The sequence below is a fragment of the Candidatus Fukatsuia endosymbiont of Tuberolachnus salignus genome, assembly GCF_964030845.1.
Lineage (GTDB): Bacteria > Pseudomonadota > Gammaproteobacteria > Enterobacterales > Enterobacteriaceae > Fukatsuia > Fukatsuia symbiotica.
This window is the reverse complement of record NZ_OZ034983.1, coordinates 1,958,141-1,982,585: the sequence shown is the minus strand read 5'-3', so window position 1 is coordinate 1,982,585 and position 24,445 is coordinate 1,958,141. Positions and strand designations below refer to the sequence as shown.

At 44.5% G+C, this 24,445-nt stretch carries 25 protein-coding genes; 16 read left to right on the top strand and 9 right to left on the bottom strand.

What is annotated here, in order from left to right:
* Nucleotides 1–16: 16 nt before the first annotated feature.
* The 4 genes from istA to AAHH42_RS09540 form a co-directional block, all read right to left on the bottom strand.
* Nucleotides 17–637, bottom strand: coding sequence for an IS21 family transposase (istA, locus tag AAHH42_RS09555; protein ID WP_425286331.1), 621 nt, complete (start codon nucleotides 635–637; stop codon nucleotides 17–19).
* Between the two features lie 57 nt (nucleotides 638–694).
* Nucleotides 695–1,216 (bottom strand): IS630 family transposase, encoded by a 522-nt coding sequence (locus tag AAHH42_RS09550; RefSeq protein WP_342222055.1) that lies wholly within the window; start codon nucleotides 1,214–1,216, stop codon nucleotides 695–697.
* Nucleotides 1,152–1,517, bottom strand: coding sequence for an IS630 transposase-related protein (locus AAHH42_RS09545; protein WP_072550348.1), 366 nt, complete (start codon nucleotides 1,515–1,517; stop codon nucleotides 1,152–1,154). Before AAHH42_RS09545 ends, AAHH42_RS09550 begins: the two co-directional genes overlap by 65 nt.
* A 109-nt stretch (nucleotides 1,518–1,626) precedes the next feature.
* Nucleotides 1,627–2,076: a primase-like DNA-binding domain-containing protein gene (locus AAHH42_RS09540; RefSeq protein WP_425286291.1), complete on the bottom strand. Its 450-nt coding sequence runs from the start codon at nucleotides 2,074–2,076 to the stop codon at nucleotides 1,627–1,629.
* A gap of 129 nt (nucleotides 2,077–2,205) precedes the next feature.
* Here AAHH42_RS09540 and AAHH42_RS09535 point away from each other — a divergent pair, with 129 nt between their 5' ends.
* From AAHH42_RS09535 to tyrP, 4 genes are all read left to right on the top strand, one after another.
* The gene (locus tag AAHH42_RS09535; protein ID WP_072550348.1) at nucleotides 2,206–2,571 is read left to right on the top strand and encodes an IS630 transposase-related protein; all 366 of its coding nucleotides are present in this window, start codon (nucleotides 2,206–2,208) and stop codon (nucleotides 2,569–2,571) included.
* Nucleotides 2,495–3,040 carry an IS630 family transposase gene (locus AAHH42_RS09530; protein WP_342222054.1) on the top strand — a complete coding sequence of 182 codons (546 nt, stop codon included), beginning with the start codon at nucleotides 2,495–2,497 and terminating at the stop codon, nucleotides 3,038–3,040. Before AAHH42_RS09535 ends, AAHH42_RS09530 begins: the two co-directional genes overlap by 77 nt.
* Nucleotides 3,041–3,435: 395 nt before the next feature.
* Nucleotides 3,436–4,920 (top strand): amino acid permease, encoded by a 1,485-nt coding sequence (locus AAHH42_RS09525; RefSeq protein WP_072550970.1) that lies wholly within the window; start codon nucleotides 3,436–3,438, stop codon nucleotides 4,918–4,920.
* Between the two features lie 507 nt (nucleotides 4,921–5,427).
* The gene (tyrP, locus tag AAHH42_RS09520; RefSeq protein WP_072550969.1) at nucleotides 5,428–6,630 is read left to right on the top strand and encodes a tyrosine transporter TyrP; all 1,203 of its coding nucleotides are present in this window, start codon (nucleotides 5,428–5,430) and stop codon (nucleotides 6,628–6,630) included.
* A 120-nt stretch (nucleotides 6,631–6,750) separates the two neighbouring features.
* Here tyrP and AAHH42_RS09515 read toward each other — a convergent pair whose 3' ends face one another.
* The 4 genes from AAHH42_RS09515 to AAHH42_RS09500 form a co-directional block, all read right to left on the bottom strand.
* Nucleotides 6,751–8,130: an adenylosuccinate synthase gene (locus AAHH42_RS09515; protein WP_342220989.1), complete on the bottom strand. Its 1,380-nt coding sequence runs from the start codon at nucleotides 8,128–8,130 to the stop codon at nucleotides 6,751–6,753.
* A 141-nt stretch (nucleotides 8,131–8,271) separates the two neighbouring features.
* Nucleotides 8,272–8,832: a hypothetical protein gene (locus tag AAHH42_RS09510; protein WP_072550967.1), complete on the bottom strand. Its 561-nt coding sequence runs from the start codon at nucleotides 8,830–8,832 to the stop codon at nucleotides 8,272–8,274.
* A 49-nt stretch (nucleotides 8,833–8,881) separates the two neighbouring features.
* Nucleotides 8,882–9,325, bottom strand: a complete 444-nt coding sequence (gene rimI / locus AAHH42_RS09505) for a ribosomal protein S18-alanine N-acetyltransferase (protein WP_072550966.1) — start codon at nucleotides 9,323–9,325, stop codon at nucleotides 8,882–8,884.
* A complete protein-coding gene (locus AAHH42_RS09500) occupies nucleotides 9,270–9,707 on the bottom strand; it encodes a DNA polymerase III subunit psi (RefSeq protein WP_072550971.1) in 438 nt (145 codons plus the stop codon). The genes rimI and AAHH42_RS09500 overlap by 56 nt, the downstream gene beginning before the upstream one ends.
* A gap of 142 nt (nucleotides 9,708–9,849) precedes the next feature.
* Here AAHH42_RS09500 and rsmC point away from each other — a divergent pair, with 142 nt between their 5' ends.
* The 12 genes from rsmC to AAHH42_RS09440 all read left to right on the top strand — a co-directional run bounded on the left by rsmC (nucleotide 9,850) and on the right by AAHH42_RS09440 (nucleotide 23,558).
* Complete coding sequence (gene rsmC / locus AAHH42_RS09495; protein WP_072550965.1) at nucleotides 9,850–10,878, top strand: 16S rRNA (guanine(1207)-N(2))-methyltransferase RsmC; 1,029 nt, start codon at nucleotides 9,850–9,852, stop codon at nucleotides 10,876–10,878.
* A 125-nt stretch (nucleotides 10,879–11,003) separates the two neighbouring features.
* Nucleotides 11,004–12,242: a beta-ketoacyl-ACP synthase I gene (fabB, locus tag AAHH42_RS09490; protein ID WP_072550964.1), complete on the top strand. Its 1,239-nt coding sequence runs from the start codon at nucleotides 11,004–11,006 to the stop codon at nucleotides 12,240–12,242.
* 559 nt (nucleotides 12,243–12,801) lie between these two features.
* Nucleotides 12,802–13,134: a succinate dehydrogenase cytochrome b556 subunit gene (sdhC, locus tag AAHH42_RS09485; RefSeq protein WP_240313892.1), complete on the top strand. Its 333-nt coding sequence runs from the start codon at nucleotides 12,802–12,804 to the stop codon at nucleotides 13,132–13,134.
* Complete coding sequence (gene sdhD, locus AAHH42_RS09480; protein WP_072550962.1) at nucleotides 13,128–13,475, top strand: succinate dehydrogenase membrane anchor subunit; 348 nt, start codon at nucleotides 13,128–13,130, stop codon at nucleotides 13,473–13,475. Before sdhC ends, sdhD begins: the two co-directional genes overlap by 7 nt.
* Complete coding sequence (gene sdhA, locus AAHH42_RS09475) at nucleotides 13,476–15,242, top strand: succinate dehydrogenase flavoprotein subunit (protein ID WP_342220988.1); 1,767 nt, start codon at nucleotides 13,476–13,478, stop codon at nucleotides 15,240–15,242.
* A 100-nt stretch (nucleotides 15,243–15,342) separates the two neighbouring features.
* Nucleotides 15,343–16,059: a succinate dehydrogenase iron-sulfur subunit gene (locus tag AAHH42_RS09470; RefSeq protein WP_072550960.1), complete on the top strand. Its 717-nt coding sequence runs from the start codon at nucleotides 15,343–15,345 to the stop codon at nucleotides 16,057–16,059.
* 318 nt (nucleotides 16,060–16,377) lie between these two features.
* Entirely contained in the window at nucleotides 16,378–19,188 is a 2,811-nt protein-coding gene (sucA, locus tag AAHH42_RS09465; RefSeq protein ID WP_342220987.1) for a 2-oxoglutarate dehydrogenase E1 component, read from the top strand.
* A 31-nt stretch (nucleotides 19,189–19,219) separates the two neighbouring features.
* Entirely contained in the window at nucleotides 19,220–20,434 is a 1,215-nt protein-coding gene (odhB, locus tag AAHH42_RS09460; protein ID WP_342220986.1) for a 2-oxoglutarate dehydrogenase complex dihydrolipoyllysine-residue succinyltransferase, read from the top strand.
* Between the two features lie 81 nt (nucleotides 20,435–20,515).
* On the top strand, nucleotides 20,516–21,682 hold the full coding sequence (gene sucC / locus AAHH42_RS09455) for an ADP-forming succinate--CoA ligase subunit beta (RefSeq protein WP_342220985.1): 1,167 nt from the start codon (nucleotides 20,516–20,518) through the stop codon (nucleotides 21,680–21,682).
* Complete coding sequence (gene sucD, locus AAHH42_RS09450) at nucleotides 21,682–22,560, top strand: succinate--CoA ligase subunit alpha (RefSeq protein ID WP_072550956.1); 879 nt, start codon at nucleotides 21,682–21,684, stop codon at nucleotides 22,558–22,560. The genes sucC and sucD overlap by 1 nt, the downstream gene beginning before the upstream one ends.
* A 364-nt stretch (nucleotides 22,561–22,924) precedes the next feature.
* Nucleotides 22,925–23,134 carry a cold-shock protein gene (locus AAHH42_RS09445; protein ID WP_072550955.1) on the top strand — a complete coding sequence of 70 codons (210 nt, stop codon included), beginning with the start codon at nucleotides 22,925–22,927 and terminating at the stop codon, nucleotides 23,132–23,134.
* A gap of 214 nt (nucleotides 23,135–23,348) precedes the next feature.
* Entirely contained in the window at nucleotides 23,349–23,558 is a 210-nt protein-coding gene (locus tag AAHH42_RS09440; RefSeq protein ID WP_083429655.1) for a cold-shock protein, read from the top strand.
* A 55-nt stretch (nucleotides 23,559–23,613) separates the two neighbouring features.
* Here the strand turns inward: AAHH42_RS09440 and speD are convergent, their stop codons facing one another.
* Nucleotides 23,614–24,402, bottom strand: a complete 789-nt coding sequence (speD, locus tag AAHH42_RS09435) for an adenosylmethionine decarboxylase (protein ID WP_342220984.1) — start codon at nucleotides 24,400–24,402, stop codon at nucleotides 23,614–23,616.
* Between the last annotated feature and the right edge of the window lie 43 nt (nucleotides 24,403–24,445).

Genomic DNA, 24,445 nt, shown 5'->3' with positions numbered 1-24,445 from the left:
TGCTTCAGTGAAGCCGCTAGGGGGGGATAAAGCTGTGTTTCAAATAGCCGTTAAAACGTTCCACTTTGCCCTTTGTCTTGGGGTGGTAAGGTCGACAGGCGCGGAGGCTAAAACCGTAGTCTCTTGCCAGGGTGAGAAGATGAACATTCCAACGGTGCTGACCTTCACCATAGGCATCGCGTTCAATCATAAGGCATTTGGCGTTATCGAACAGGAGCTGCTGGGGTACACCCCCAAAATAATCCAGTGCAGCTTCAATACCATGTAACCCATCTTCTTGTCGCTCATGTTGGCTAAACAGAACATAAGTTGCCCTGCTATATCCCAGTGTCGCGACAAACGCTTTGAGCTTCTTTTTTCCCCTTCGAATGGTCGTAAAGTCTACCTGCAACTGTTTGCCAGCAGGCGTTTCAAAGCGTTGTGCTGGCTCATCCGTTTTGGTTTTAAACTGCCGAAGATAATTCCTCAGGATACCGTCTTTTTCCTCATAGCCTCGCGCTTGAAGTTCACGAAATAACACAGTGGCAGGGATCCAGTCAGGTTTTGCTGCTTTAATCCGTTCGAGTAAATAAAATTTAAAGGGATCCAGTTTTGATAACGGTGCAGTACGCTGGCTGTAACGGGGTGTTCTGGCGATATTCCGTAAATAACGGCGTACCGTATTACGTGATATGGCTGAACGATATAATAATGATTATGCACTATATTGAGAGAATAAGGCGTCAAGGCTGCAATTTAAGTCCCTTCTTTTGCTTTTGGCTTGTGCCCATTTATGTTCAATGGGATTGAGAGCAGGTGAGTAGGGAGTGAGATATTCAATCCGATGCCCGGCTTTACTGATAGCCTGCTGAATGTCGAGACGTTTGTGGAAACTGGCGTTATCCATCACGATGACACAATGAGGAGGAAGAGTAGGCAAAAGGCGCTGGGTAACCCAGGAGTAAAAAACATCACTGTTAATGGAACAAAAAAATAATCCGACCGCCATCAGGACGGTTCCCAGTAACGCACCAATGACATTTGTTCGGCCCTTAGGCTGCCCATCCTGGGTACCCCAACAGCGTTGACCTCGTGCAGCATAACCGTGGGTTCGTGGCCTATCGTGTGCGAAACCGCTTTCATCCAGATAAACGACCGGTTTTCCCTGCTTTTTATAGCAGGCTATCGTGTCCTGGAAGGCGCGCCGTGTCTCTTCGTCTGCCTTGGGATGACGCAGGGTTTTTTTTATAGGTGACGCCCAGGTTTTTCAGTGCCTGCCAAATGGCTTTCTGGCACACCTGAAAGCGCGCCGCCCGTTCCCGTTGGTAAGCATCGGGATAAAGTGCAACATCTTCAGCTAACGCCACTTTATCAAGCTTACGCCGACGGGGGGAAGAAGGTTTAACCTCGATACGACTGAGCCAGCGGGTAACGGAAGCTGAACCAATGTGGAAGCGTTTAGCGGTCTCTCTGATACTCAAGTTTTCTTGCTCTCGAATACCCAGAACTTTACGGCGAAAATCGACAGAGTGGCTCATCGCTAACTCCCTGCTAAATAATTTAGCTATACATTGTAATCAAAATTAATACGTTACGCTATAGGTGAAGCTGTTTAGCGATGGCTCGAATAATTTTTAGTACCCCCCATTAGTTGTTTAAATCAGCGATGCCTGTCGCTCGGGGTAGCCATTCATCCGCACTGTCTACATTCAAATTCAGGTTGCTACGGATCCCCTGCCTGCTTTTCTTACGTAGATACTGTAAGCCAAATTCCGCTAAGGAGCCCGGCATATCACTGCCAAAACGTGTTATTGATATCGGTTTAGCCAGATTGTTACCTCTCATGTACGCAAGATAAGCGTGATACAGATATTGACGCGGGTTACACGGGATAATCTCCGCATTGCCTACCAACATCCCATCCGCCTCAGCCGAGGTTAACAGATAGCCACAAAAATCTACCAGCGAATCATTACTCCGTTTGACATTAAGCGCTTCGGCTGATTTTTGCTGCTCCAGCAATAAGCAATAAGCAATAAGCAATAAGCAATAAGCAATAAGCAATAAGCAATAAGCATTTAGCTTTGGCAGGCTCAACAAAACGGGTCAGCAGGTGGCGGATAATCACCGGTAATTCTCGGGCGATTTTATCGCGCAATAAGGTATAGCATAACGTATTAATTTTGATTACAATGTATAGCTAAATTATTTAGCAGGGAGTTAGCGATGAGCCACTCTGTCGATTTTCGCCGTAAAGTTCTGGGTATTCGAGAGCAAGAAAACTTGAGTATCAGAGAGACCGCTAAACGCTTCCACATTGGTTCAGCTTCCGTTACCCGCTGGCTCAGTCGTATCGAGGTTAAACCTTCTTCCCCCCGTCGGCGTAAGCTTGATAAAGTGGCGTTAGCTGAAGATGTTGCACTTTATCCCGATGCTTACCAACGGGAACGGGCGGCGCGCTTTCAGGTGTGCCAGAAAGCCATTTGGCAGGCACTGAAAAACCTGGGCGTCACCTATAAAAAAAACCCTGCGTCATCCCAAGGCAGACGAAGAGACACGGCGCGCCTTCCAGGACACGATAGCCTGCTATAAAAAGCAGGGAAAACCGGTCGTTTATCTGGATGAAAGCGGTTTCGCACACGATAGGCCACGAACCCACGGTTATGCTGCACGAGGTCAACGCTGTTGGGGTACCCAGGATGGGCAGGCCAAGGGCCGAACAAATGTCATTGGCGCGTTACTGGGAACCGTCCTGATGGCGGTCGGATTATTTTTTTGTTCCATTAACAGTGATGTTTTTTACGCCTGGGTTACCCAGCGCCTTTTGCCTACTCTTCCTCCTCATTGTGTCATCGTGATGGATAACGCCAGTTTCCACAAACGTCTCGACATTCAGCAGGCTATCAGTAAAGCCGGGCATCGGATTGAATATCTCCCTCCCTACCCACCTGATCTCAATCCCATTGAACATAAATGGGCACAAGCCAAAAGCAAAAGAAGGGACTTAAATTGCAGCCTTGACGCCTTATTCTCTCAATATAGCAGGCGCCATGTAACGTGATCACTTTTGTTAATAAATATTATTTAATATCAATATTTTATTGCTGATTTTCATAATCAACTTATACGGCCCCTGCTATATAGTGCATAATCATTATTATGTCGTTCAGACATAACTCATTTGGATTATTTTTTATATTGTAATTAAAGTTAAAGTTCATAAATATGTAAGCGATAACTCGCATGTACCGCACAGTAACTGCGCGCCGAGTGCCTCGACTTCACATAACGAATTACGGTTCTGCAAGAAGTCTATTTATTGACCACCTGGATACTCGAGGAGTATTGCTGTCCCGTAACAGGCTCTTAGTTTTATATAAGAAAATTGATGGTATTCCCTTCAGTAAGATTTGTTACAATCCTGTTTTATTCTTTTATCAATGGATGAGGTTAAGAGTGATTCAACAAGATATTAGTACGCAGGAGCAACAAGACGCTCCGAGATTGCGTCGCCAACTTAAATCACGGCACTTGGCGATGATCGCTATCGGTGGCTCTATCGGCACAGGTTTATTTATTGCCTCGGGTGTGACAGTCTCACAGGCAGGGCCAGGTGGAGCCTTGCTTTCCTACGCGCTGATTGGTTTGATGGTTTATTTTCTGATGACCAGTCTCGGTGAACTTGCGGCATTTATGCCCGTTTCCGGTTCATTTTCTACCTATGGCTCAAAATATGTTGAAGAAGGTTTTGGTTTCGCACTAGGCTGGAATTATTGGTATAACTGGGCAGTGACTATCGCCGTTGATTTGGTTGCGGCTCAATTGGTGATGCATTATTGGTTCCCAGAAACACCTGGTTGGATATGGAGCGCTTTATTCCTTGGCCTGATATTTTTGCTCAATTACATTTCGGTTAAAGGATTTGGTGAAGCAGAGTACTGGTTATCGCTAATCAAAGTCGCTACAGTCGTACTGTTTATTGTTGTTGGTGTTTTGATGATCAGCGGGATTATCCGTGGTGGTGAAAATGCAGGTTGGCATAATTGGACGATAGGTGATGCCCCCTTCGCCGGTGGCTTTTCTGCGATGATAGGAGTGGCGATGATCGTCGGTTTTTCTTTTCAGGGAACTGAATTGATAGGTGTTGCTGCTGGCGAATCAAAAGATCCGGGCAAAAGTATCCCACAGGCAGTGCGCAAAGTTTTTTGGCGTATTCTGTTGTTCTATATTTTTGCGATTTTGATTATCAGCCTGGTTATTCCCTATACTGACCCAAATCTGCTACGCAATGATGTAGAGGATATCAGTCTTAGTCCGTTCACCCTGGTATTTCAGAACGCGGGATTATTGTCTGCAGCCGCAGTGATGAATGCAGTGATCTTAACAGCAGTGATATCAGCAGGTAATTCAGGGATGTATGCCTCTACCCGTATGCTATTTACCTTGGCAAGGGAAGGTAAAGCTCCGCAGATTTTTGCCCGTTTATCGACAGGTGGGGTGCCTCGTAATGCATTGTATGCTACCACTGCAGTAGCCGGTTTGTGCTTTTTGAGTTCAATGTTTGGCAATAAGACTGTCTATTTATGGCTATTAAATACCTCTGGAATGACCGGTTTTATTGCCTGGTTGGGGATTGCCATCAGTCATTACCGTTTCCGCAAAGGGTATATAGCACAAGGGCTTGATCCAAACGATTTACCCTACCGCTCTGCCTTCTTCCCGTTGGGGCCGATTTTTGCCTTTGTGTTATGTCTTACTATTACCTTGGGACAAAATTATCAAGCTTTTCTGGCAAATCAAATCGATTGGTATGCCGTGACAGCAACTTATATCGGTATTCCACTGTTCTTGGTGATTTGGTTTAGCTATAAGTTGACCCGTGGCACCCGTGTAGTCAAGTACGACGCCATGGAGTTCCCGAAATGGAAAAATGAAGACTAAGCAGCCAATGATCCCATCGTAAATACCTCCCACATAGTCGGTTTCGCAATAGACTTCTTGCAAAACCGTCGTTCGTTATGTGAAGTCAAGGCGCACTGCAACCGCAGTGTGCATACGAGTATATGAGGGTTACGAGCACTACGTAATACCGAATGCACTCCACACAGTAGGTTGTTATACAAGGGGTTTAGATCCAATAACCTATTCGAAATTTTTATGCGTAATGTGAATTACATAATGCTAACACATGTGCATAAATGTAAATTTAACTTTACAGTAATTGTAAATTTTATTTGACATCATTAAGATGCTCTTTTACCCTACCGTATTTAATAAGCTGAATATGCCTATTTGACATGAAGATACTGGTTTTTGTGTTTAGAAGAATATTATCAATTTTTAATAAAAATCATAATGCTACGCATTATTAGATAATCCAATTTTTCCAGTGTTTTGAAGGGTGATAAGTATATATCCTTGGCCAATAGCAAAAACGTAGGGGAAAACATGAGAAATCGGACTTTGGGTAGTATCTTGATTGTTGCAGGAACCACTATTGGAGCAGGAATGCTAGCAATGCCGCTAGCCGCTGCAGGTATAGGTTTCGGCATGACATTTACACTGTTGATCGCACTGTGGCTATTGATGTGCTACACCGCTTTACTATTGGTCGAAGTTTATCAGCATGAAGTGGCTGATACTGGGCTAGGCACTTTGGCTAAACGGCATCTCGGCAATCATTGGCAATGGTTAACCAGTTTTAGCATGTTGTTTTTGATGTACGCACTCACTGCCGCTTATATTAGTGGTGCAGGCGAATTACTGGCGACCACAATGAGCCAATGGGCGGGGCACTTATTACCCCATTATTTTGGCGCTTTGCTATTTACTCTCATCGCCGGGAGCGTGGTGTGTATCGGTACTCACTCCGTAGATTTCTTTAATCGCATTTTATTTAGTGCGAAAATTATTTTTCTGATTGTGCTACTCACACTGATCATGCCCTATGTTGAGAAAAGTAATCTGATGACTTTGCCACTAGAACAAGGTTTAGTGTTTTCTGCAATACCGGTTATTTTTACTTCATTTGGTTTTCACGGTAGTGTACCTAGCATTGTCAATTATATGGAGGGAAATGTTCGCAAATTACGTTGGGTTTTTATTATTGGCAGCGCCATCCCACTGATCGCTTACCTTTTTTGGCAGTTCGTGACCTTAGGTTCTATTCCCTCGCACACTTTTATTGGCATCCTCGCGGAGCACACGGGATTGAACGGCCTGTTACAGGCAGTGCACACTATTGTAATTTCACCACATATTGAATTAACAGTGCACCTATTTGTCAATCTCGCGTTAATCACTTCATTCCTCGGCGTATCATTAGGGTTGTTTGACTATCTAGCCGATTTATTTAAGCGTAGTAATAACTTAAACGGTCGTCTGCAAACTGGATTAATCACTTTTCTGCCACCATTAATGTTTGCGCTATTCTATCCACGTGGTTTCATCACGGCTCTGGGTTTTGCTGCAATGGCACTGGCAATACTGGCACTATTGCTGCCGTCGTTGCTAGTTTGGAAAGTACGAAAAACTCATCACGATCATTATCAAGTATGGGGTGGAAAACCAGCACTGATACTGGTATTTGCCTGCGGTGTCTCGGTGATTGCTATTCAGCTGGGGATCGTCATGGGTATATTGCCAGTATGATTGCACCCTATTCCTTAGTGAAGGCCGCATCGTACACGGATTCTTGTCGGTAAGGCTAAGCCAAAAAACGACAAACCGGGCAAAAACCCGGTTTATACATTAATATTACCCAATACCATATTACGCAATCAGGCATCTGAAGGGATCTCTCAGAATGATAGTGTCTACACGATCAGGACCAGTGGAAACAATATCTACCAATGCACCCGTCAAATCTTCCACACGTTTAATATAATCGCGGGCTGCTTGCGGCAACTTACAATACTCCTTCACACCAACAGTAGTTTCTTGCCAGCCTGGCAGTATTTCATAAATGGGTTCGATGCCTTCCCAGTCCTTTGCTGCCAACGGAGTCGTCTCAACAACCGTCTTAACAGTTGTCTCAACAGTCGTCTTAATCGTTGTCTCACCAATCGTTTCAATAGTCGTACTAACTTCAGGTTTACCCTGTACACTATAACCGACACAAATCTTAACTTCTTTCAAACCATCCAATACATCCAGTTTGGTCAGGCAAAAACCAGAAATAGAATTAATCTGAATGGCACGACGCAGTGCCACGACATCCAACCAACCAGTGCGGCGCTTACGACCAGTGGTGGCACCGTATTCATGACCTTGACTGCATAAAAACTCACCATTCTCGTCATGTAACTCAGTAGGAAAAGGCCCGGCGCCGACACGAGTCGCATAGGCTTTTACAATACCCAAAACATAATCGACATAACGCGGCCCCATGCCAGAACCCGTAGCAACGCCACCAGCAGTAGTGTTAGATGAAGTCACGTAGGGATAAGTACCATGATCGATATCCAGCAGGGCACCCTGTGCACCTTCGAACATGATCCGAGCACCTTTTTTACGTGCATTATCCAATAACTGTGTAACATCAACTACCATCGAAGTTAAAACGTCGGCAACAGCCAGTACCCCATCCAGTACTTTTTGATAATCAACAGCTTCAACTTCGTAGTAATGCACCAATTGGAAGTTGTGATATGCCACAATTTCTTTTAGCTTGGTAGCAAAGATCTCTTTATCGAATAAATCACCAACACGCAAAGCACGACGAGCAACTTTGTCTTCATAGGCAGGACCAATACCACGGCCTGTCGTTCCAATAGCATTTTCACCACGTGCTTCTTCGCGTGCATTATCCAAGGCGACATGATAAGGCAGGACTAATGGACAGGCTTCCGAGATTAGTAACCGTTTAGTTACCGGAACGCCACGTTCTCTAAGCTGCTCCATTTCTTTCATTAAAGCATCTGGTGCCAAAACGACACCATTACCAATAATACAGGTCACATCTTCACGCAAAATCCCAGAAGGAATTAAATGAAGAACCGTTTTTTCACCGTTAATAACTAAAGTATGGCCGGCGTTGTGCCCTCCCTGATAGCGTACAACATAGTTAGCCTGTTCAGTCAGCAAGTCGACAATTTTGCCTTTACCTTCGTCACCCCATTGAGTGCCCAGTACGACGACGTTTTTACCCATTTCAGAAAATCACCAGGTTGCTTAAAAAAGAATTCTAACATTCCACTGGTATGCTTTCAGTATTTTTTGATAAAAGGCTATCCCAACATTCACGAGATGGAATAACTTTCATAATAGGAAATGGGATCGAACGAAGACAACTTATCCAGGACAATGTAAATACCCTTCCAGAGCATTTTGCCAGTTTACTTGCGGATCAACATCCTTCCCTGCAACATCATTAGCTACAGAGGTGTTTTTATTAATATAGTCAGGAGAATAATCAGGCATACCAATATGCTGGATCTGCGTACAAATTTTTGCCAGTCTAGCCTTATCACCGAGTGTCCGTTGGAGTTCTTCTCCAAACATTTTACGTTTATTCTCATCGCCAACAGATTTCATGGCATTCGCTAACAAAGAAGCATGGACATTACCCGTTCTACTATCGGCAGCTCTGTTCACATCAAAATAAGAGTAAGTTCCCGCTAGCGAGAATAGAATAACGGCATTGTTGTATTGGCTATTATCGATACATTCGACCATTTTTGGGTATAAATTGACCGGAGTTAATCTATTAGTTACTTTCAAGTCGGCGCCACATCCGCGTACTGTCAGGGTAGATAAATTATCAGAGGTTCCGAATACATTAAATATATTGCTACTACACCCCGTCAATAAAGCGATAATCATAAAAATGAATAAATATTTTGATTTCATCATCTCTCCACACAGGTTAAAAGATCCAATATTATTGTAATACACAATAGACCTAAGCTACAGATAACGCCATGATAACTGCATGTTCGCGTCCATGCGCGCAGGGATAATAGTTGTGCCGTAGAGAAACCTGATTAAAACCCAAATTTTCATACAGAGCAATGGCTCCAACATTTGACTCACGCACCTCTAGCCACACAGTAATAACACTATGCACCATTAGCTGTTCAAGCAAATACTCAAGCAACAAACGACCATAGCCGCGACGCTGATGCTGTGGATCAATGGCAATATTAAATAATGTCGCTTCGTCCCGTACTTTTTGTGTAATGACAAAACCCACTATTCGATGATCGATACTTAATTTATAGTTAAGATATAACTTACCTTGATTGCTGGTAAAAATTTTTTCCGTCCACGGGAAAGCATGACTGGTTTGCTCAATCTGGTAGGCATGCGCCAGATCTGCTGGCGTCAGGATAGAAATCTGCTTCATATTGACAAATCTGCTGCCAAAGTGCACGTTTGGCGTGCACATCTTGATAAAGTTCGACCAAAGCCGGGCTATATAATTGCACACCCTCAACCGCTAAAGGTTCATCAATGCCTAAACGCCAACTATTGCACTGAGTTTCCTTTGGCAACATCATGGCCTGATACGGCGTCAAACTGTAAGTCTGCCAAGGAGTGAGATGCAAACTCAGTAAAACATCACAGAGCACCGGATCAGCACAATTAGGCAACGACTGTGCCACAATCAGTAAGCGAATATTTTTTGGCAAATTAATGGTAACATCACCCCGCAAGACGGTTGGGCGATACAGTGTCCACTGCGTTATCCCAAGCTGTTGTAACAGCCAGTCTCGTCTTGATGCCATTCTTTTTCCTGTCAACAACAAGCCTTCATTCATTGCTATGCTAACAAACCCATCGGATATACGCCAACAAACCTTTATAATAATCAAGCCACGTGACACGGCATTCATAACGATTTCGAACAGGTTCTAAGGAAAAATTCTGATGTCAACACTAACCCCCGCCAGTGAAATGATACTGCGCCATCGTGATGAATTTGCTCAACGCTCTATTTTATTTGCCGGTGATTTACAAGACAACCTACCAGCACAATTCAAAGCAGCAAAAGTGCAGGTTCACACTAGTCAGTATCATCATTGGCAAGCACTAAAAAATACTTTAGAAGAAAAAGTTCAATTTGGCCTACTAGCAAGTAGAAATATGATTGCAGAGTGCAATACGTTACTTTATTACTGGCCAAAAAGTAAACAAGAAGCCGAATTTCAACTGTCCAACCTACTTTCTTTGCTAGCAATCGGTAGCGATATTTTTATTATCGGAGAAAACCGTAGCGGTGTGCGCAGCGTAGAAAAAATGCTGACCCCTATGACAACACTGAGAAAAACTGACCGTGCACGCCGTTGTGGACTTTATTATGGTCGCTTGGATAGACAGGTCGAATTTGATCATAATAGTTGGTGGCATAACTACCAGGTTGGTGACACGATAATAAAAACTCTGCCAGGTGTTTTTAGCCGTGATGGCTTGGATGCAGGTAGCCAATTACTACTTTCCACTTTCAGACCAAATCTAGAAGGAAACGTGTTGGATATCGCGTCTGGTAGTGGTGTATTAGCCGCAATTTTGGCTAAACATTCACCCAAAATTAAGCTGACCCTCAGCGACGTTAGTGCTGCCGCGATCGAAGCCAGTCGTGCCACTTTAATCATCAACAATATTGAAGCAAAAGTGATCGCCAGTAACCTTTATTCTGATATTGACGGTCGTTTTGATCTCATTATCTCTAATCCGCCATTTCATGAAGGATTACAAACCAGCCTACACACCACAGAGAGGCTGATCCACGGTGCCAAGGCACATCTCAATATCGGCGGAAAATTGCGTATTGTCGCGAATGCGTTTTTGCCTTATCCCTCTCTGCTCGATGCCACCTTCGGCAGCCATGAAACCCTTGCGCAGAATGGTCGCTTCAAGGTCTATCAAGCCACGTTAAGCAGACAGAGAAATCAATAGCAAAATATGAAACAGGTTCCAGGTGATCAGTGAATTTTATTCTGATCGGACTTGTTCAGCGTACAACTGTACGCTAAAGTGCGGGATAACGTCCCGGATATAATAAAATTTTGAAGAGGTATTGAATGAAACGTGCGGTGATCACTGGCCTAGGTATTATTTCCAGCATAGGTAATAACCAGAAGGAAGTGCTAGCATCTTTGGAAGCAGGACGTTCTGGCATCACTTCATCGCAAGAGTTTAAAGATGCCGGTATGCGGAGCCAGGTATGGGGTAACATTAAATACGAGACCGATCCTATTCATTTGATTGAACGCAAGGTGTCACGTTTTATGAGCCATGCATCCGTTTATGCTTACCTCGCCATGCAAGAAGCCATTGAAAATTCCGGCCTCGAACCTGACCAGATATCCAATGAACGTAGTGGTCTGGTGGTCGGTTCTGGTGGGGGGTCTCCCAAAAATCAAGTTGCCGGCTCCAATGCAATGTGTTCTCGTGGTTTGAAAGGTGTTGGCCCTTATATGGTGACTAAAGCGATGGCTTCTGGGGTTTCAGCTTGTTTAGCAACCCCTTTTAAGATCAAGGGCGTAAATTATTCCATTAGCTCTGCCTGTGCTACCTCTGCTCACTGTATCGGTCACGCCGTTGAATTGATCCAGCTGGGTAAACAAGATGTGGTTTTTGCTGGTGGAGGTGAAGAGCTTTGCTGGGAAATGGCGTGTGAATTCGATGCTATGGGTGCACTTTCGACCAAATATAACGACGAACCGGAGAAAGCTTCACGTCCTTACGATCAGGATCGAGATGGTTTTGTTATCGCCGGTGGCGGCGGTATGGTGGTAGTTGAAGAGCTTGAACACGCGTTAAAGCGTGGTGCTCATATCTATGCTGAAATCATTGGCTATGGTGCAACTTCTGATGGTGACAATATGGTGGCACCTTCCGGTGAAGGCGCCGTTCGTTGCATGAGAATGGCAATGACAGGTATGGATGGTGATACCTCCATCGACTATATCAATGTACACGGCACTTCCACACCTTTGGGTGATCTGAAAGAATTAGGTGCTATCGAAACAGTCTTTGGCAATCACACACCAGCGATCTCAGCAACCAAAGCACTGACCGGCCACTCTTTAGGTGCCGCGGGGGTACATGAAACCATTTATACTTTACTAATGGTTGAACACGGTTTTATCGCCCCTAGTATCAATATCGACAACATCGACGAAGCGGCACGAGGCATGAACATCATTACCGAAATGACGAAGCGTGAATTAACCACAGTGATGTCGAACAGCTTTGGTTTTGGTGGTACTAACGCCACCTTGGTAATGCGCAAATACCCAGCACATCTTAATTTGTAATAAAAATCAATAAATTTTAAAAAGGTCACAATCAATCGAACTGAATTGGCCGTGAATGCGCATGGTATGCCCGTCAGAATTTTATTACATCAAGTACCACAGCAGATTGTACAAAGGCTGTGGACTTAACCGGCGGATACTATTCTCAATACTACCGGGTCCAACCTACCTATGATCCCTCGTTGCCGTTGCATTGTACATCTTCCAGAATAACAAAGACTATGCTCTCTAAAGAGTCAATCTTATCACAGATTAAATCGTGATCTTAATCACTGTTCAGGGGGAATATCACCAATCATTTTAGGGGAGAATTGTAATAAGAATGTGAACCCCTTATACTCTCGCTGGGTTTTCGGATTCCCCTGAAGTAAGAACATCCAGCGTTATAGCGATCATAGCGTTTAAGCATACTGTTTGTTTACACACTACCTCGATGATTTTCTGCCCTTAGCGCTGCTTGAGCCTTATCCAGAGCCGGAAGAAATAAAATAATATAAAGCTGTATAGGCAAACCGTGAAAAAACAAAGACCTGTCAATTTGGATCTACGAACGATTCAAATGCCTGTTACTGCGATAGCGTCCATCTTACACCGTATCTCCGGCATAATCACCTTCGCCGCCGTCGGTATCCTCCTGTGGTTGTTGAGTATTTCTCTTTCTTCTCAAGAAGGATTTATGCAAGCTGCTACCATTCTGAGTAGCCCCGTGGTCAAATTTATTTTTTGGGGAATACTCACCGCACTTGCCTATCACATTTGTGGAGGCATACGTCACTTATTAATGGATTTCGGTTATATCGAAGAAAATTTAGCAACAGGTACCCGCTCTGCCCAAGTGGCAATGATGCTAACCTTAGTGCTATCAATTTTGGCTGGGGTGCTTCTATGGTAGGCAATGCCTCTGCGTTAGGGCGTAATGGTGTACATGATTGGTTGTTACTGCGTGCTTCCGCAATTATTATTCTTTTATACATTCTTTATCTCTTCGGCTTTATTGCCACTGTTCCGCATATCACCTATGAAATTTGGCGCAGTTTTTTCTCTTTGACCCTCACTAAGGTGTTTACCCTGCTGACATTGCTCTCGATTCTAGTGCATGCTTGGATCGGGTTGTGGCAAGTACTTACTGACTATGTCAAGCCTCTGGCGATACGACTGGTATTACAACTGGTGGTCGTTATCGCATTGTTGGTTTATTTACTGTACGGAACCATTGTGATATGGGGTATTTAAATGAAACTGCCCGTCAGAGCGTTTGACGCTGTTGTTATCGGCGCTGGTGGTGCCGGTATGCGTGCTGCACTACAGATTTCTCAAATGGGGCTATCTTGTGCACTGATATCTAAAGTTTTTCCTACTCGTTCTCATACAGTATCGGCGCAGGGTGGTATCACCGTCGCGCTGGGTAATAATCATGAAGATAATTGGGAATGGCACATGTATGACACCGTTAAAGGCTCCGATTATATCGGTGATCAAGATGCCATCGAATACATGTGTAAAACTGGTCAAGAAGCAGTGCTAGAACTCGAGCATATGGGGTTACCTTTTTCTCGTTTAGACGATGGACGTATTTATCAACGTCCTTTCGGTGGGCAATCTCTCAATTTTGGCGGCGGGCAGGCGGCACGCACTGCCGCGGCAGCTGACCGTACAGGGCACGCTTTGCTACACACCCTCTATCAGCAGAACCTAAAAAATCACACTACCATTTTTTCTGAATGGTATGCACTGGATCTGGTCAAGAATCAAGACAATGCTATCGTTGGTTGTACTGCCATTTGCATCGAAAGCGGCGAGGTAGTTTATTTTAAGGCACGTGCCACTATCTTGGCTACTGGGGGAGCTGGACGTATTTATCAATCTACCACCAATGCTTACATTAATACCGGCGATGGCGTAGGTATGGCGTTACGTGCGGGTGTTCCGGTGCAAGATATGGAGATGTGGCAGTTTCATCCGACAGGCATCGCTGGTGCCGGCGTATTGGTCACTGAAGGATGTCGCGGCGAAGGCGGCTATCTGCTGAATAAGCAGGGCGAGCGCTTTATGGAACGTTACGCCCCTAATGCCAAAGATTTGGCAGGGCGTGATGTGGTAGCACGTTCCATCATGATCGAAATCCGCGAGGGTCGCGGTTGTGACGGTCCCTGGGGGCCACATGCTCAGTTAAAACTGGATCACCTAGGTAAAGAAGTACTGGAATCACGTCTGCCAGGTATTCTTGAGCTATCACGCACCTTTGCACATGTAGATCCAGTAAAAGAACCCATTCCGGTTATTCCCACCTGCCACTATATGATGGGTGGTATTCCAACAAAAGTCAGTGGTCAGGCCATTACCGTTAATGAAAAAGGAGAGGATGTGGTGATACCAGGTTTGTTTGCCGTGGGGGAAATTGCCTGTGTTTCTGTACATGGGGCTAATCGTCTCGGCGGTAATTCACTACTGGATCTCATTGTATTTGGTCGTGCCGCCGGTATGCATTTAGAAGAATCACTGCAGGAACAAGGTGTAAGCCGTGATGCCAGTGAATCTGATATTGAAGCTTCTTTGCAACGGATGAACCGTTGGCAGAGTACCCGTACTGGCGAAGATCCCGTTACAATCCGCAAAGATCTACAATCTTGCATGCAAAATAACTTCTCTGTATTCCGTGAAGGGGATGCAATGGCGAAAGGGTTAGCCGAACTGAAAGACATTCGTGAACGTCTGAAAAATGCGCGTTTGGATGATACCTCCAGCGAGTTTAATACTCAGCGTATTGAGTGTCTTGAACTGGATAATCTGATGGAAACCGCGTTTTCAACAGCCGTATCGGCCAATTTCCGCACTGAAAGTCGGGGCGCCCATAGTCGTTTCGACTTTCCAGAACGTGATGATGCTAATTGGCTATGTCACTCATTATACATGCCACAAACCGAAAGCATGACACGGCGTGAAGTGAATATGCAGCCAAAGCTACGCGCGCCCTTTCCGCCAAAAGTACGCTCTTACTGAGACGACTTGAGGATCGAGGGAACTTGAATCAGGGGAGCGAAAGCGCCGTCGATGCGGCATGAATTCTGTATTGAGTTAACCGGTTGCAGAGGAATAGGTGATGAAACTCGAATTTTCAATTTATCGTTACAATCCAGATGTAGATAATGCACCACATATGCAAGATTATAGCCTGGAAACGGTAGAGGGTCGGGATATGATGTTGCTGGATGCACTTATCCAATTAAAAGAAAAAGATCCGACCTTGGCTTTCCGCCGTTCATGTCGTGAGGGCGTCTGTGGCTCTGATGGTCTGAATATGAATGGTAAAAATGGCCTAGCCTGTATCACGCCCTTATCAACGCTGACGAGAGGTAATAAAAAGGTCGTCATTCGTCCACTGCCGGGTTTACCGGTGGTGCGTGATTTGGTGGTCGATATGGGGCAGTTTTATACTCAATACGAGAAAATCAAGCCGTATCTGCTCAATGATGGCAAAAATCCGCCGGCGCGCGAACATTTACAGTCGCCGCAAGAACGAGCAAAACTGGATGGATTGTATGAATGTATTCTCTGTGCCTGTTGTTCAACATCCTGTCCGTCATTTTGGTGGAACCCAGATAAATTTGTTGGTCCCGCAGGGTTACTGGCAGCCTATCGTTTCCTGATCGATAGCAGGGACACGGCAACACAATCACGTTTGGATGATTTAGACGACGCTTTTAGCGTTTTTCGCTGCCACAGTATTATGAATTGTGTCAGTGTTTGTCCTAAAGGTCTTAATCCAACGCGGGCAATCGGCCACATTAAGTCAATGTTGCTGCAGCGCAGTGCATAATAGCGTAGTACTAAGAGCCTGTTCCAAATCTTTTTCTCTGTGCTCAGAAGAGGAAAAAATGGGTGAAAAGACGTAGATTACTCTTTGTATACAACAAAAAAGGAGTGAGTGAGCATTTTGAGCGTGTTTTTGGCGAATGACTTAACCAAAACACGGCGAGCACAAGAGATTTCGAATAGGTTCTAACAGAGTAAAGTGTATAACAAACAGTAGACCTCTTGCTTAATCTGGCATGAGCATCTCCGGTGAGCCGTTTTAATAACGGTGTAGATATTAACCACAGTGAAAACTAAAGCTTCAAAACTTTAAGGGATCATAATGCAGAACGGCACCATGAAGGCTTGGCTGGATTCCTCCTATCTGGCTGGCGCGAATCAGTCTTATATAGAACAGCTCTATGAAGATTTTTTAATCAACCCTGCTTCCGTTGACGATAGTTGGCGTATGATTTTTAATCAACTGCCAACGACGACGGAAAGAAAACCTGATCAACTTCATTCGCAAACACGTGATTATTTCCGCCGTCTGGCACAAAATGCCACTCGTCATCACTCCCCGATTAGCGATCCTGATACTGATGCTAAGCAAGTCAGGGTGTTGCAGCTGATCAATGCCTTCCGCTTTCGTGGTTACCAACACGCAAATCTTGATCCCCTTGGTTTATGGCAACAAGAACCTGTTCCTGATCTTGATCCCGCCTATCATCATTTGACTGAAGGCGATTTTCAGGAAACGTTTAATGTCGGTTCTTTTGTTATCGGCAAAGAAACCATGAAATTAGCTGATCTATATGATGCTCTTAAGCAGACTTACTGTGGTTCGATCGGCACTGAGTACATGCATATTACCAATACTGAAGAAAAACGCTGGATCCAACAGCGCATTGAATCAGTAGTGGGTGAATCTATGTTCGAAGAACATGAAAAACGCCGTTTTCTCGACGAACTCACTGCAGCTGAAGGTCTAGAACGTTATCTTGGAGCAAAGTTCCCAGGCGCTAAACGTTTTTCATTGGAGGGCGGTGATTCACTGGTCACTTTACTAAAAGAAATGATCCGTTATGCCGGTAAAAACGGCACCCGTGAAGTCGTACTAGGCATGGCTCATCGTGGGCGTTTAAATGTTCTTATCAACGTGTTGGGTAAAAGACCCGACGATTTATTTGATGAATTTGCCGGTAAACATAAAGAAAATTTGGGCACCGGTGACGTTAAATATCACCAGGGCTTTTCATCTGATATAACAACAGACGGCGGCCTGGTTCACCTCGCGTTAGCTTTTAACCCATCCCATTTAGAAATTGTCAGCCCGGTAGTGATAGGCTCGGTACGTGCCCGTCGTGATCGTCTGGATAAAACACAAAGTGATGGGGTACTGCCGATCACTATTCACGGGGATGCTGCAATTACTGGCCAAGGTGTGGTGCAAGAAACACTGAATATGTCACAGGCTCGTGGTTACGAAGTGGGAGGTACCGTACGTATTGTGATTAATAATCAGATTGGTTTTACTACCTCTAACCCGCAAGATGCCCGCTCTACACAATATTGCACCGATATTGCCAAGATGGTACAAGCGCCGATTTTTCACGTTAATGCTGATGATCCTGAAGCTGTTGCCTTTGTCACCCGCGTAGCATTAGATTTTCGTAACGAATTTAAACGCGACGTGATGATTGATCTCGTCTGTTATCGTCGACACGGCCATAACGAAGCGGATGAGCCCAGTGCGACACAACCGGTTATGTATCAGAAAATCAAAAAACACCCCACTCCGCGCAAAATCTATGCTGATAAGCTAATTGAACAAAAAATAATTAATCAGGAAGATGCGACGGAAAGAGTCAATTTATACCGTGATGCTTTGGATCGCGGTGATTGCGTCGTCGAAGAATGGCGTCCGATGACATTGAACTCTGCCACTTGGTCTCCTTATCTCAATCACGAATGGGACGCCAAATACCCCAATAAAGTCGACAAAGCACGTTTAAAAGAGCTAGCCGAGTCTATTAGCAAAGTGCCGCTGGAAGTCAAAATGCAATCCCGCGTCGCTAAAATTTACAGTGATCGCACCGAAATGGCGGGAGGAAATAAAGCATTTGACTGGGGTGCCGCGGAAACGTTGGCCTACGCTACCCTGGCTGATGAAGGTATTCCTGTGCGTCTATCTGGTGAAGATGCCGGACGCGGTACTTTTTTCCATCGTCATGCCGTTGTTCATAACCAGGAAAACGGCTCTGTTTATGTACCATTAGCGAATATCAAGAAGACACAAGGCGAGTTTCAAGTATGGGATTCCGTGTTATCAGAAGAAGCGGTATTGGCCTTTGAATACGGCTATGCGACAGCTGAGCCACGCACCCTGACTATTTGGGAAGCCCAATTTGGTGACTTTGCCAATGGAGCGCAGGTGGTTATCGACCAGTTCATCAGCTCAGGCGAACAAAAATGGGGCAGGATGTGTGGTCTGGTGATGCTATTGCCGCACGGTTATGAAGGGCAAGGCCCTGAACATTCCTCGGCGCGTTTGGAGCGTTATCTGCAGCTCTGTGCTGAACAAAATATGCAAGTGTGTATTCCGTCAACACCCGCACAGGTTTATCACATGCTGCGTCGTCAAGCCTTGCGTAGTATGCGCCGCCCCTTGGTGGTCATGTCACCGAAATCATTGCTACGTCATCCATTGGCTACCTCTTCTCTTGATGAGTTGGCTAGTGGCTGTTTCCAACCCGCAATAGATGAAATTGATAAATTGAAAGCGAATGAGGTCAAACGTGTCGTTATGTGTTCAGGCAAAGTCTACTATGATTTATTGGAACAGCGCCGTAAAAATAATCAAACAGATGTCGCCATTATACGTATCGAGCAGCCTTATCCGTTTCCACATGAAGCCATCGAACTGTTGCTGAAAAAATATGTTGGAGTACGTGATTTTGTTTGGTGTCAGGAAGAGCCACTCAACCAAGGAGCCTGGTATTGTAGCCAACATAATTTCCGCGAAGTGATACCACATGATGCCTCTTTACGTTATGCCGGTCGTCCCGCTTCGGCGTCACCGGCCGTGGGTTATATGTCAGTACATCAGAAACAGCAACGAGATCTGGTGAATGACGCGCTGAACATTGAGTAGCTAAACATTTAATAACAAGGTATGGAGAGATATGAGTAGCGTAGAGATTTTGGTTCCTGATCTACCTGAATCCGTCGCTGATGCGACAGTGGCCACCTGGCATAAAAAACCAGGCGATGCTGTCCAGCGTGATGAAATTCTGCTAGAAATTGAAACTGATAAGGTGATTTTAGAAGTACCGGCCAGCCAATCGGGTATTTTGGGTGATGTTTTACAAGATGAAGGGGCCACCGTGACTGCGAAACAGGCTGTTGGCTCTATTCTTTCAAGTGATAGTTCAAATAAAACAACAGAACAGAAACCGCCAGAAAAGAAGACCGAGAATAATATCACTCAGGATCAACCCGTTAACCCAACAGAAGTGGCTAACGATACGCTTAGCCCTGCCATTCGTCGTTTGATAGCAGAGCATAATCTGGATGCCAGTACAATTAAAGGCAGTGGTGTCGGTGGTCGTATCACACGTGAAGATGTCGATCAATGTTTAGCCCATCGGAAAAACTCAACGGAATCAAAGATAAAATCTGACATCCCTGTGCTAGGTCAACGCAGTGAAAAGCGGGTACCAATGACACGTCTGCGCAAACGGGTCGCTGAACGTTTGCTGGAAGCAAAAAACAATACCGCCATGTTGACTACCTTTAATGAAATCAACATGAAGCCAATTATGGATCTGCGTCAACAATATGGCGAATCTTTTGAGAAACGCCACGGTGTTCGTTTAGGTTTTATGTCTTTCTATATCAAGGCAGTGCTTGAAGCGCTAAAACGCTACCCAGAAGTGAATGCTTCCATCGATGGTACAGATGTGGTGTATCACAGCTATTTTGATATCAGTATTGCGGTTTCCACGCCACGAGGTTTGGTCACCCCCGTGCTACGTGATGTTGACGCCCTGCATATGGCAGAGATTGAAAAACAAATCAAAGCACTCGCAGTAAAAGGGCGTGATGGCAAACTAACAGTAGAAGAATTAACCGGCGGTAATTTCACCATTACCAATGGCGGCGTATTCGGCTCCTTGATGTCAACACCGATCATCAACCCGCCACAAAGTGCGATCCTCGGGATGCATACGATTAAAGATCGTCCGATGGCGGTCGATGGTCAGGTGGTGATCCTTCCTATGATGTATTTGGCACTTTCTTATGATCACCGTTTGATCGATGGTCGAGAATCAGTAGGCTTCCTGGTTACAGTAAAAGAAATACTGGAAGATCCCATTCGTTTGCTACTCGACATATAAAAAAATCATCGGCAAGGCAAAATCCGGGTGTCAGATCGTGCGCTTTTGGCATCTTTCCAGCGTTTATATGGATAAAACAACATGAATTTACACGAGTATCAGGCAAAACAATTATTTTCTAAAAATAACTTACCGGTTCCAATTGGTTACGCTTGTAGCACAAAACGAGAAGCTGCTGACGCCACCACAAAAATCCCTGGTAATAAATGGGTAGTTAAATGCCAGGTACATGCTGGCGGGCGTGGTAAAGCCGGGGGAGTAGAAGTGGTGAATAGCAAAGAAGCTGTCGAAGCTTTTGCTGATAAGTGGTTAGGTAAAAATCTGGTGACTTACCAGACAGATGCCACTGGTCAGCCTGTTCGCCAGGTTTTAGTTGAAGCGGTCACGGATATCGATAAAGAATTGTATCTCGGTGTTGTCGTCGATCGTTCTTCACGCCGTGTGGTGTTTATGGCATCGACTGAAGGTGGTGTTGAAATTGAAGAAGTGGCAGAAAAAACACCTGAATTGATCCATAAGCTGGCATTAGACCCATTAACAGGGCCACAACCCTTCCAAGGGCGTGAATTGGCATTTAAATTGGGCCTGAGCGGTAAACAGGTGGCTCAGTTTACCAAAATCTTTATGGGACTCGCTGAGTTGTTCTTGACACGTGATCTTGCGTTAGTTGAGATCAATCCCCTCGTCATCACTAAGCAAGGGGATTTGATTTGCCTCGACGGTAAATTATCGGTTGATGGTAATGCGTTGTTTCGTCAAGCAGAATTACGTGACATGCGTGATCCAAGCCAGGAAGATGAACGTGAAACTCATGCCACTGAATGGGAGCTGAACTACGTGGCACTGGATGGCAATATTGGTTGCATGGTCAACGGTGCCGGTTTAGCCATGGCCACCATGGATATCGTAAAACTGCACGGTGGTAAACCCGCTAACTTTTTGGATGTCGGCGGTGGTGCGACTAAAGAGCGTGTCACTGAAGCCTTTAAAATTATTTTGTCGGACGACAGCGTAAAAGCAGTATTGGTCAATATTTTTGGTGGTATCGTACGCTGTGATCTGATCGCAGACGGCATTATTGGGGCAGTGAGTGAAGTGGGTGTTAAAGTGCCGGTGGTGGTGCGTCTTGAAGGGAATAACGCCAAATTGGGTGCCAAAAAATTAGCCGACAGCGGTTTAAATATCATCGCTGCCACTAGCCTGACAGATGCCGCGCAACAAGTTGTTGATGCAGTGGGGACTAAATAATGTCTATTTTAATCGATAAAAACACTAAAGTTATTTGCCAGGGCTTTACTGGTAGTCAAGGGACTTTCCACTCCAAACAAGCGATCGCTTACGGTACTCAAATGGTGGGCGGTGTAACACCGGGTAAAGGGGGCACAGAGCATTTAGGTTTACCTGTGTTTAATACTGTCCGTGAAGCAGTCGAAAAAACAGGCGCTACAGCATCAGTTATCTACGTACCGGCACCCTTCTGTAAAGATTCGATTCTAGAAGCGATTGATGCAGGTATCGAGTTAATTATCTGTATTACCGAAGGCATACCAACATTAGATATGTTAACGATAAAAGCCAAGCTGGATCAAAGTGATGTACGCATGATCGGCCCTAACTGCCCAGGGGTGATCACACCAGGTGAATGTAAAATCGGTATCATGCCCGGACATATACACTTGCCCGGTAAAGTCGGTATCGTTTCTCGTTCTGGTACTTTGACTTACGAAGCAGTAAAACAAACCACTGATATTGGCCTAGGTCAATCAAGCTGTGTCGGTATTGGTGGTGATCCGATCCAGGGATCTAACTTTATTGATATTCTTAACTTGTTTCAGCAGGACGAAAAAACTGAAGTGATTGTTATGATCGGTGAAATCGGCGGTAATGCGGAAGAAGAAGCCGCTGCTTACATCGCCGAGCATGTTACGAAGCCTGTGGTTGCCTATATTGCAGGTGTTACTGCACCACCAGGCAAGCGTATGGGACATGCAGGTGCAATCATTGCCGGTGGTAAAGGTACAGCAGAAGATAAATTTACTGCGTTAGCCGCAGCGGGAGTAAGAACAGTCCGTAGTCTGGCAGAAATTGGTGATGCGGTGAAAAAAGTATTATCTAATAACGAATAAAAATAAAGAGTAAAATCATTGACCACCTTCGGGTGGTCTTTTTTGTCGTAATGCTGCGTTCCAGGCACTTTGACTTCGCATAACGAACTACGGTTTCGCAAAAAGTCTAATAAAATAGTTGCACTCTTGGTATATTTATGGGTAAAATACGCCCGGCCTGTAGTGCAGAGCTATTTATGAGTATGAAGTAGAGAATAAAGCAGTTCCTCCCAAATCGTTATCTTTTTGATTCAGCTGTAAAGACGAACCTTCGATAATCTCCAATAAACAGCTCCCATAAGTAACCTTGCTCAATGTGGTCAAGTTGCTTGAAAATAGCGATGTGCTTTTGTGGCAAATTTATTCAGATTTGAAGGTAAAAATTATGTCGAAGAAAACGGGTAAAGTGAAGTGGTTCAATGAAGGTAAGGGTTTCGGCTTTATTGAACAGGACGATGGGGAGAAGGATTTATTTGTACATTTCTCTGCAATCCAAGCGGGAGGCTTTAAAACTTTGCAGGAAAATCAGCGGGTTGAGTATGATATTCAGGATAGCCCTCGCGGGGCGGCCGCCGCAGACGTTACTGCTATTTGACAATGATGTCTCAGTTATATCAGGAAAATAAAATGACAACGTGACTACGTTGCGTGTCCCTGAGTAACCAAACTTTGAAACCCGCATTAAGGCGGGTTTTTTCTGTTAATACTGCTCACGAGAGGTTTAATTAAGAAAACTTTAGGATGGGCAACTGCATCTAAACAATAAATAAAAATAATTTGTTAGGATGCCCAAGAAAAGGAAATTTATCATGATGTTAAAAATGGGTCGAGTGAAGTGGTTTGATCAAGGTGCAGGCTATGGTTTTATTTCACTCTACGGTGATGAGTTGGATGTTTATGTCAACAAAACTGCTATTGCCAATACTAAGAATAAGTCGTTAAAGGAGAATCAGCATGTTGAATTTTCTCTTTATCACGGCGCTCATGGACTTTCAGCCGCAGATGTGATTGCTCTATAATCGATATTAACCCGTCCTATTGGGCGGGTTAATAAAGTCATGACAACCATGACAACTAGGAAAAATTGCACCCGTAGTAAATTTCTTGCATTTCTTTGTACAGTCTGTCACTAATCCTCTTCTTCTCTTCCCCACTCAGTTGTTCCAGTTTGGCATCAAACAGATAGTGCTTTAAATCAAGATTTTTTACCATCATCTTGGTATGGAAGATATTTTCTGAATAAACGTTGACATCTACCATGTTGTATAATTCCTCTATATCTTTAGGTATAAAATTTTGGATAGAATCGATTTTATGATCGATGTAATGTTTAACGCCTGTTGTATCCCGAGTAAAACCACGTACCCGGTAATCTACAGTGACAATATCGGATTCCAGTTGACGAATCAGATAGCCAAGCGCTTTCAACGGAGAAATAAGACCACAGGTAGAAACTTCAATATCAGCACGAAAGGTACACAATTCGTCTTCGGGATGACTTTCCGGATAGGTATGAACACAGATATGACTTTTATCCAAATGTGCTACCACTGAGTTTGACGATGATCCAAGGTGTTTTGCAGGATCAGTGGCACCTGAGTCAATAGGTTCTTCACTAATTAATACAGTGACACTGGCACCTTGGGGATCGTAATCCTGTGGAGCAATATTTAAAATGTTAGCACCGATAATCGAGCAGGTTTCTTTCAGGATCTCGGTCAGACGCTCGGCATTATATCGTTCGTCAATGTAGGTGATGTACTCTGCACGGCCATCTGCAGTTTTAGCATAACAAATATCGTAAACACAAAAACTTAAGCTTTTAGTCAGATTATTGAAGCCATGTAGTTTAAGCTTATGCAATTTTATCTCCTCATGGATATGATATTTAACAGACCTCTTTCGA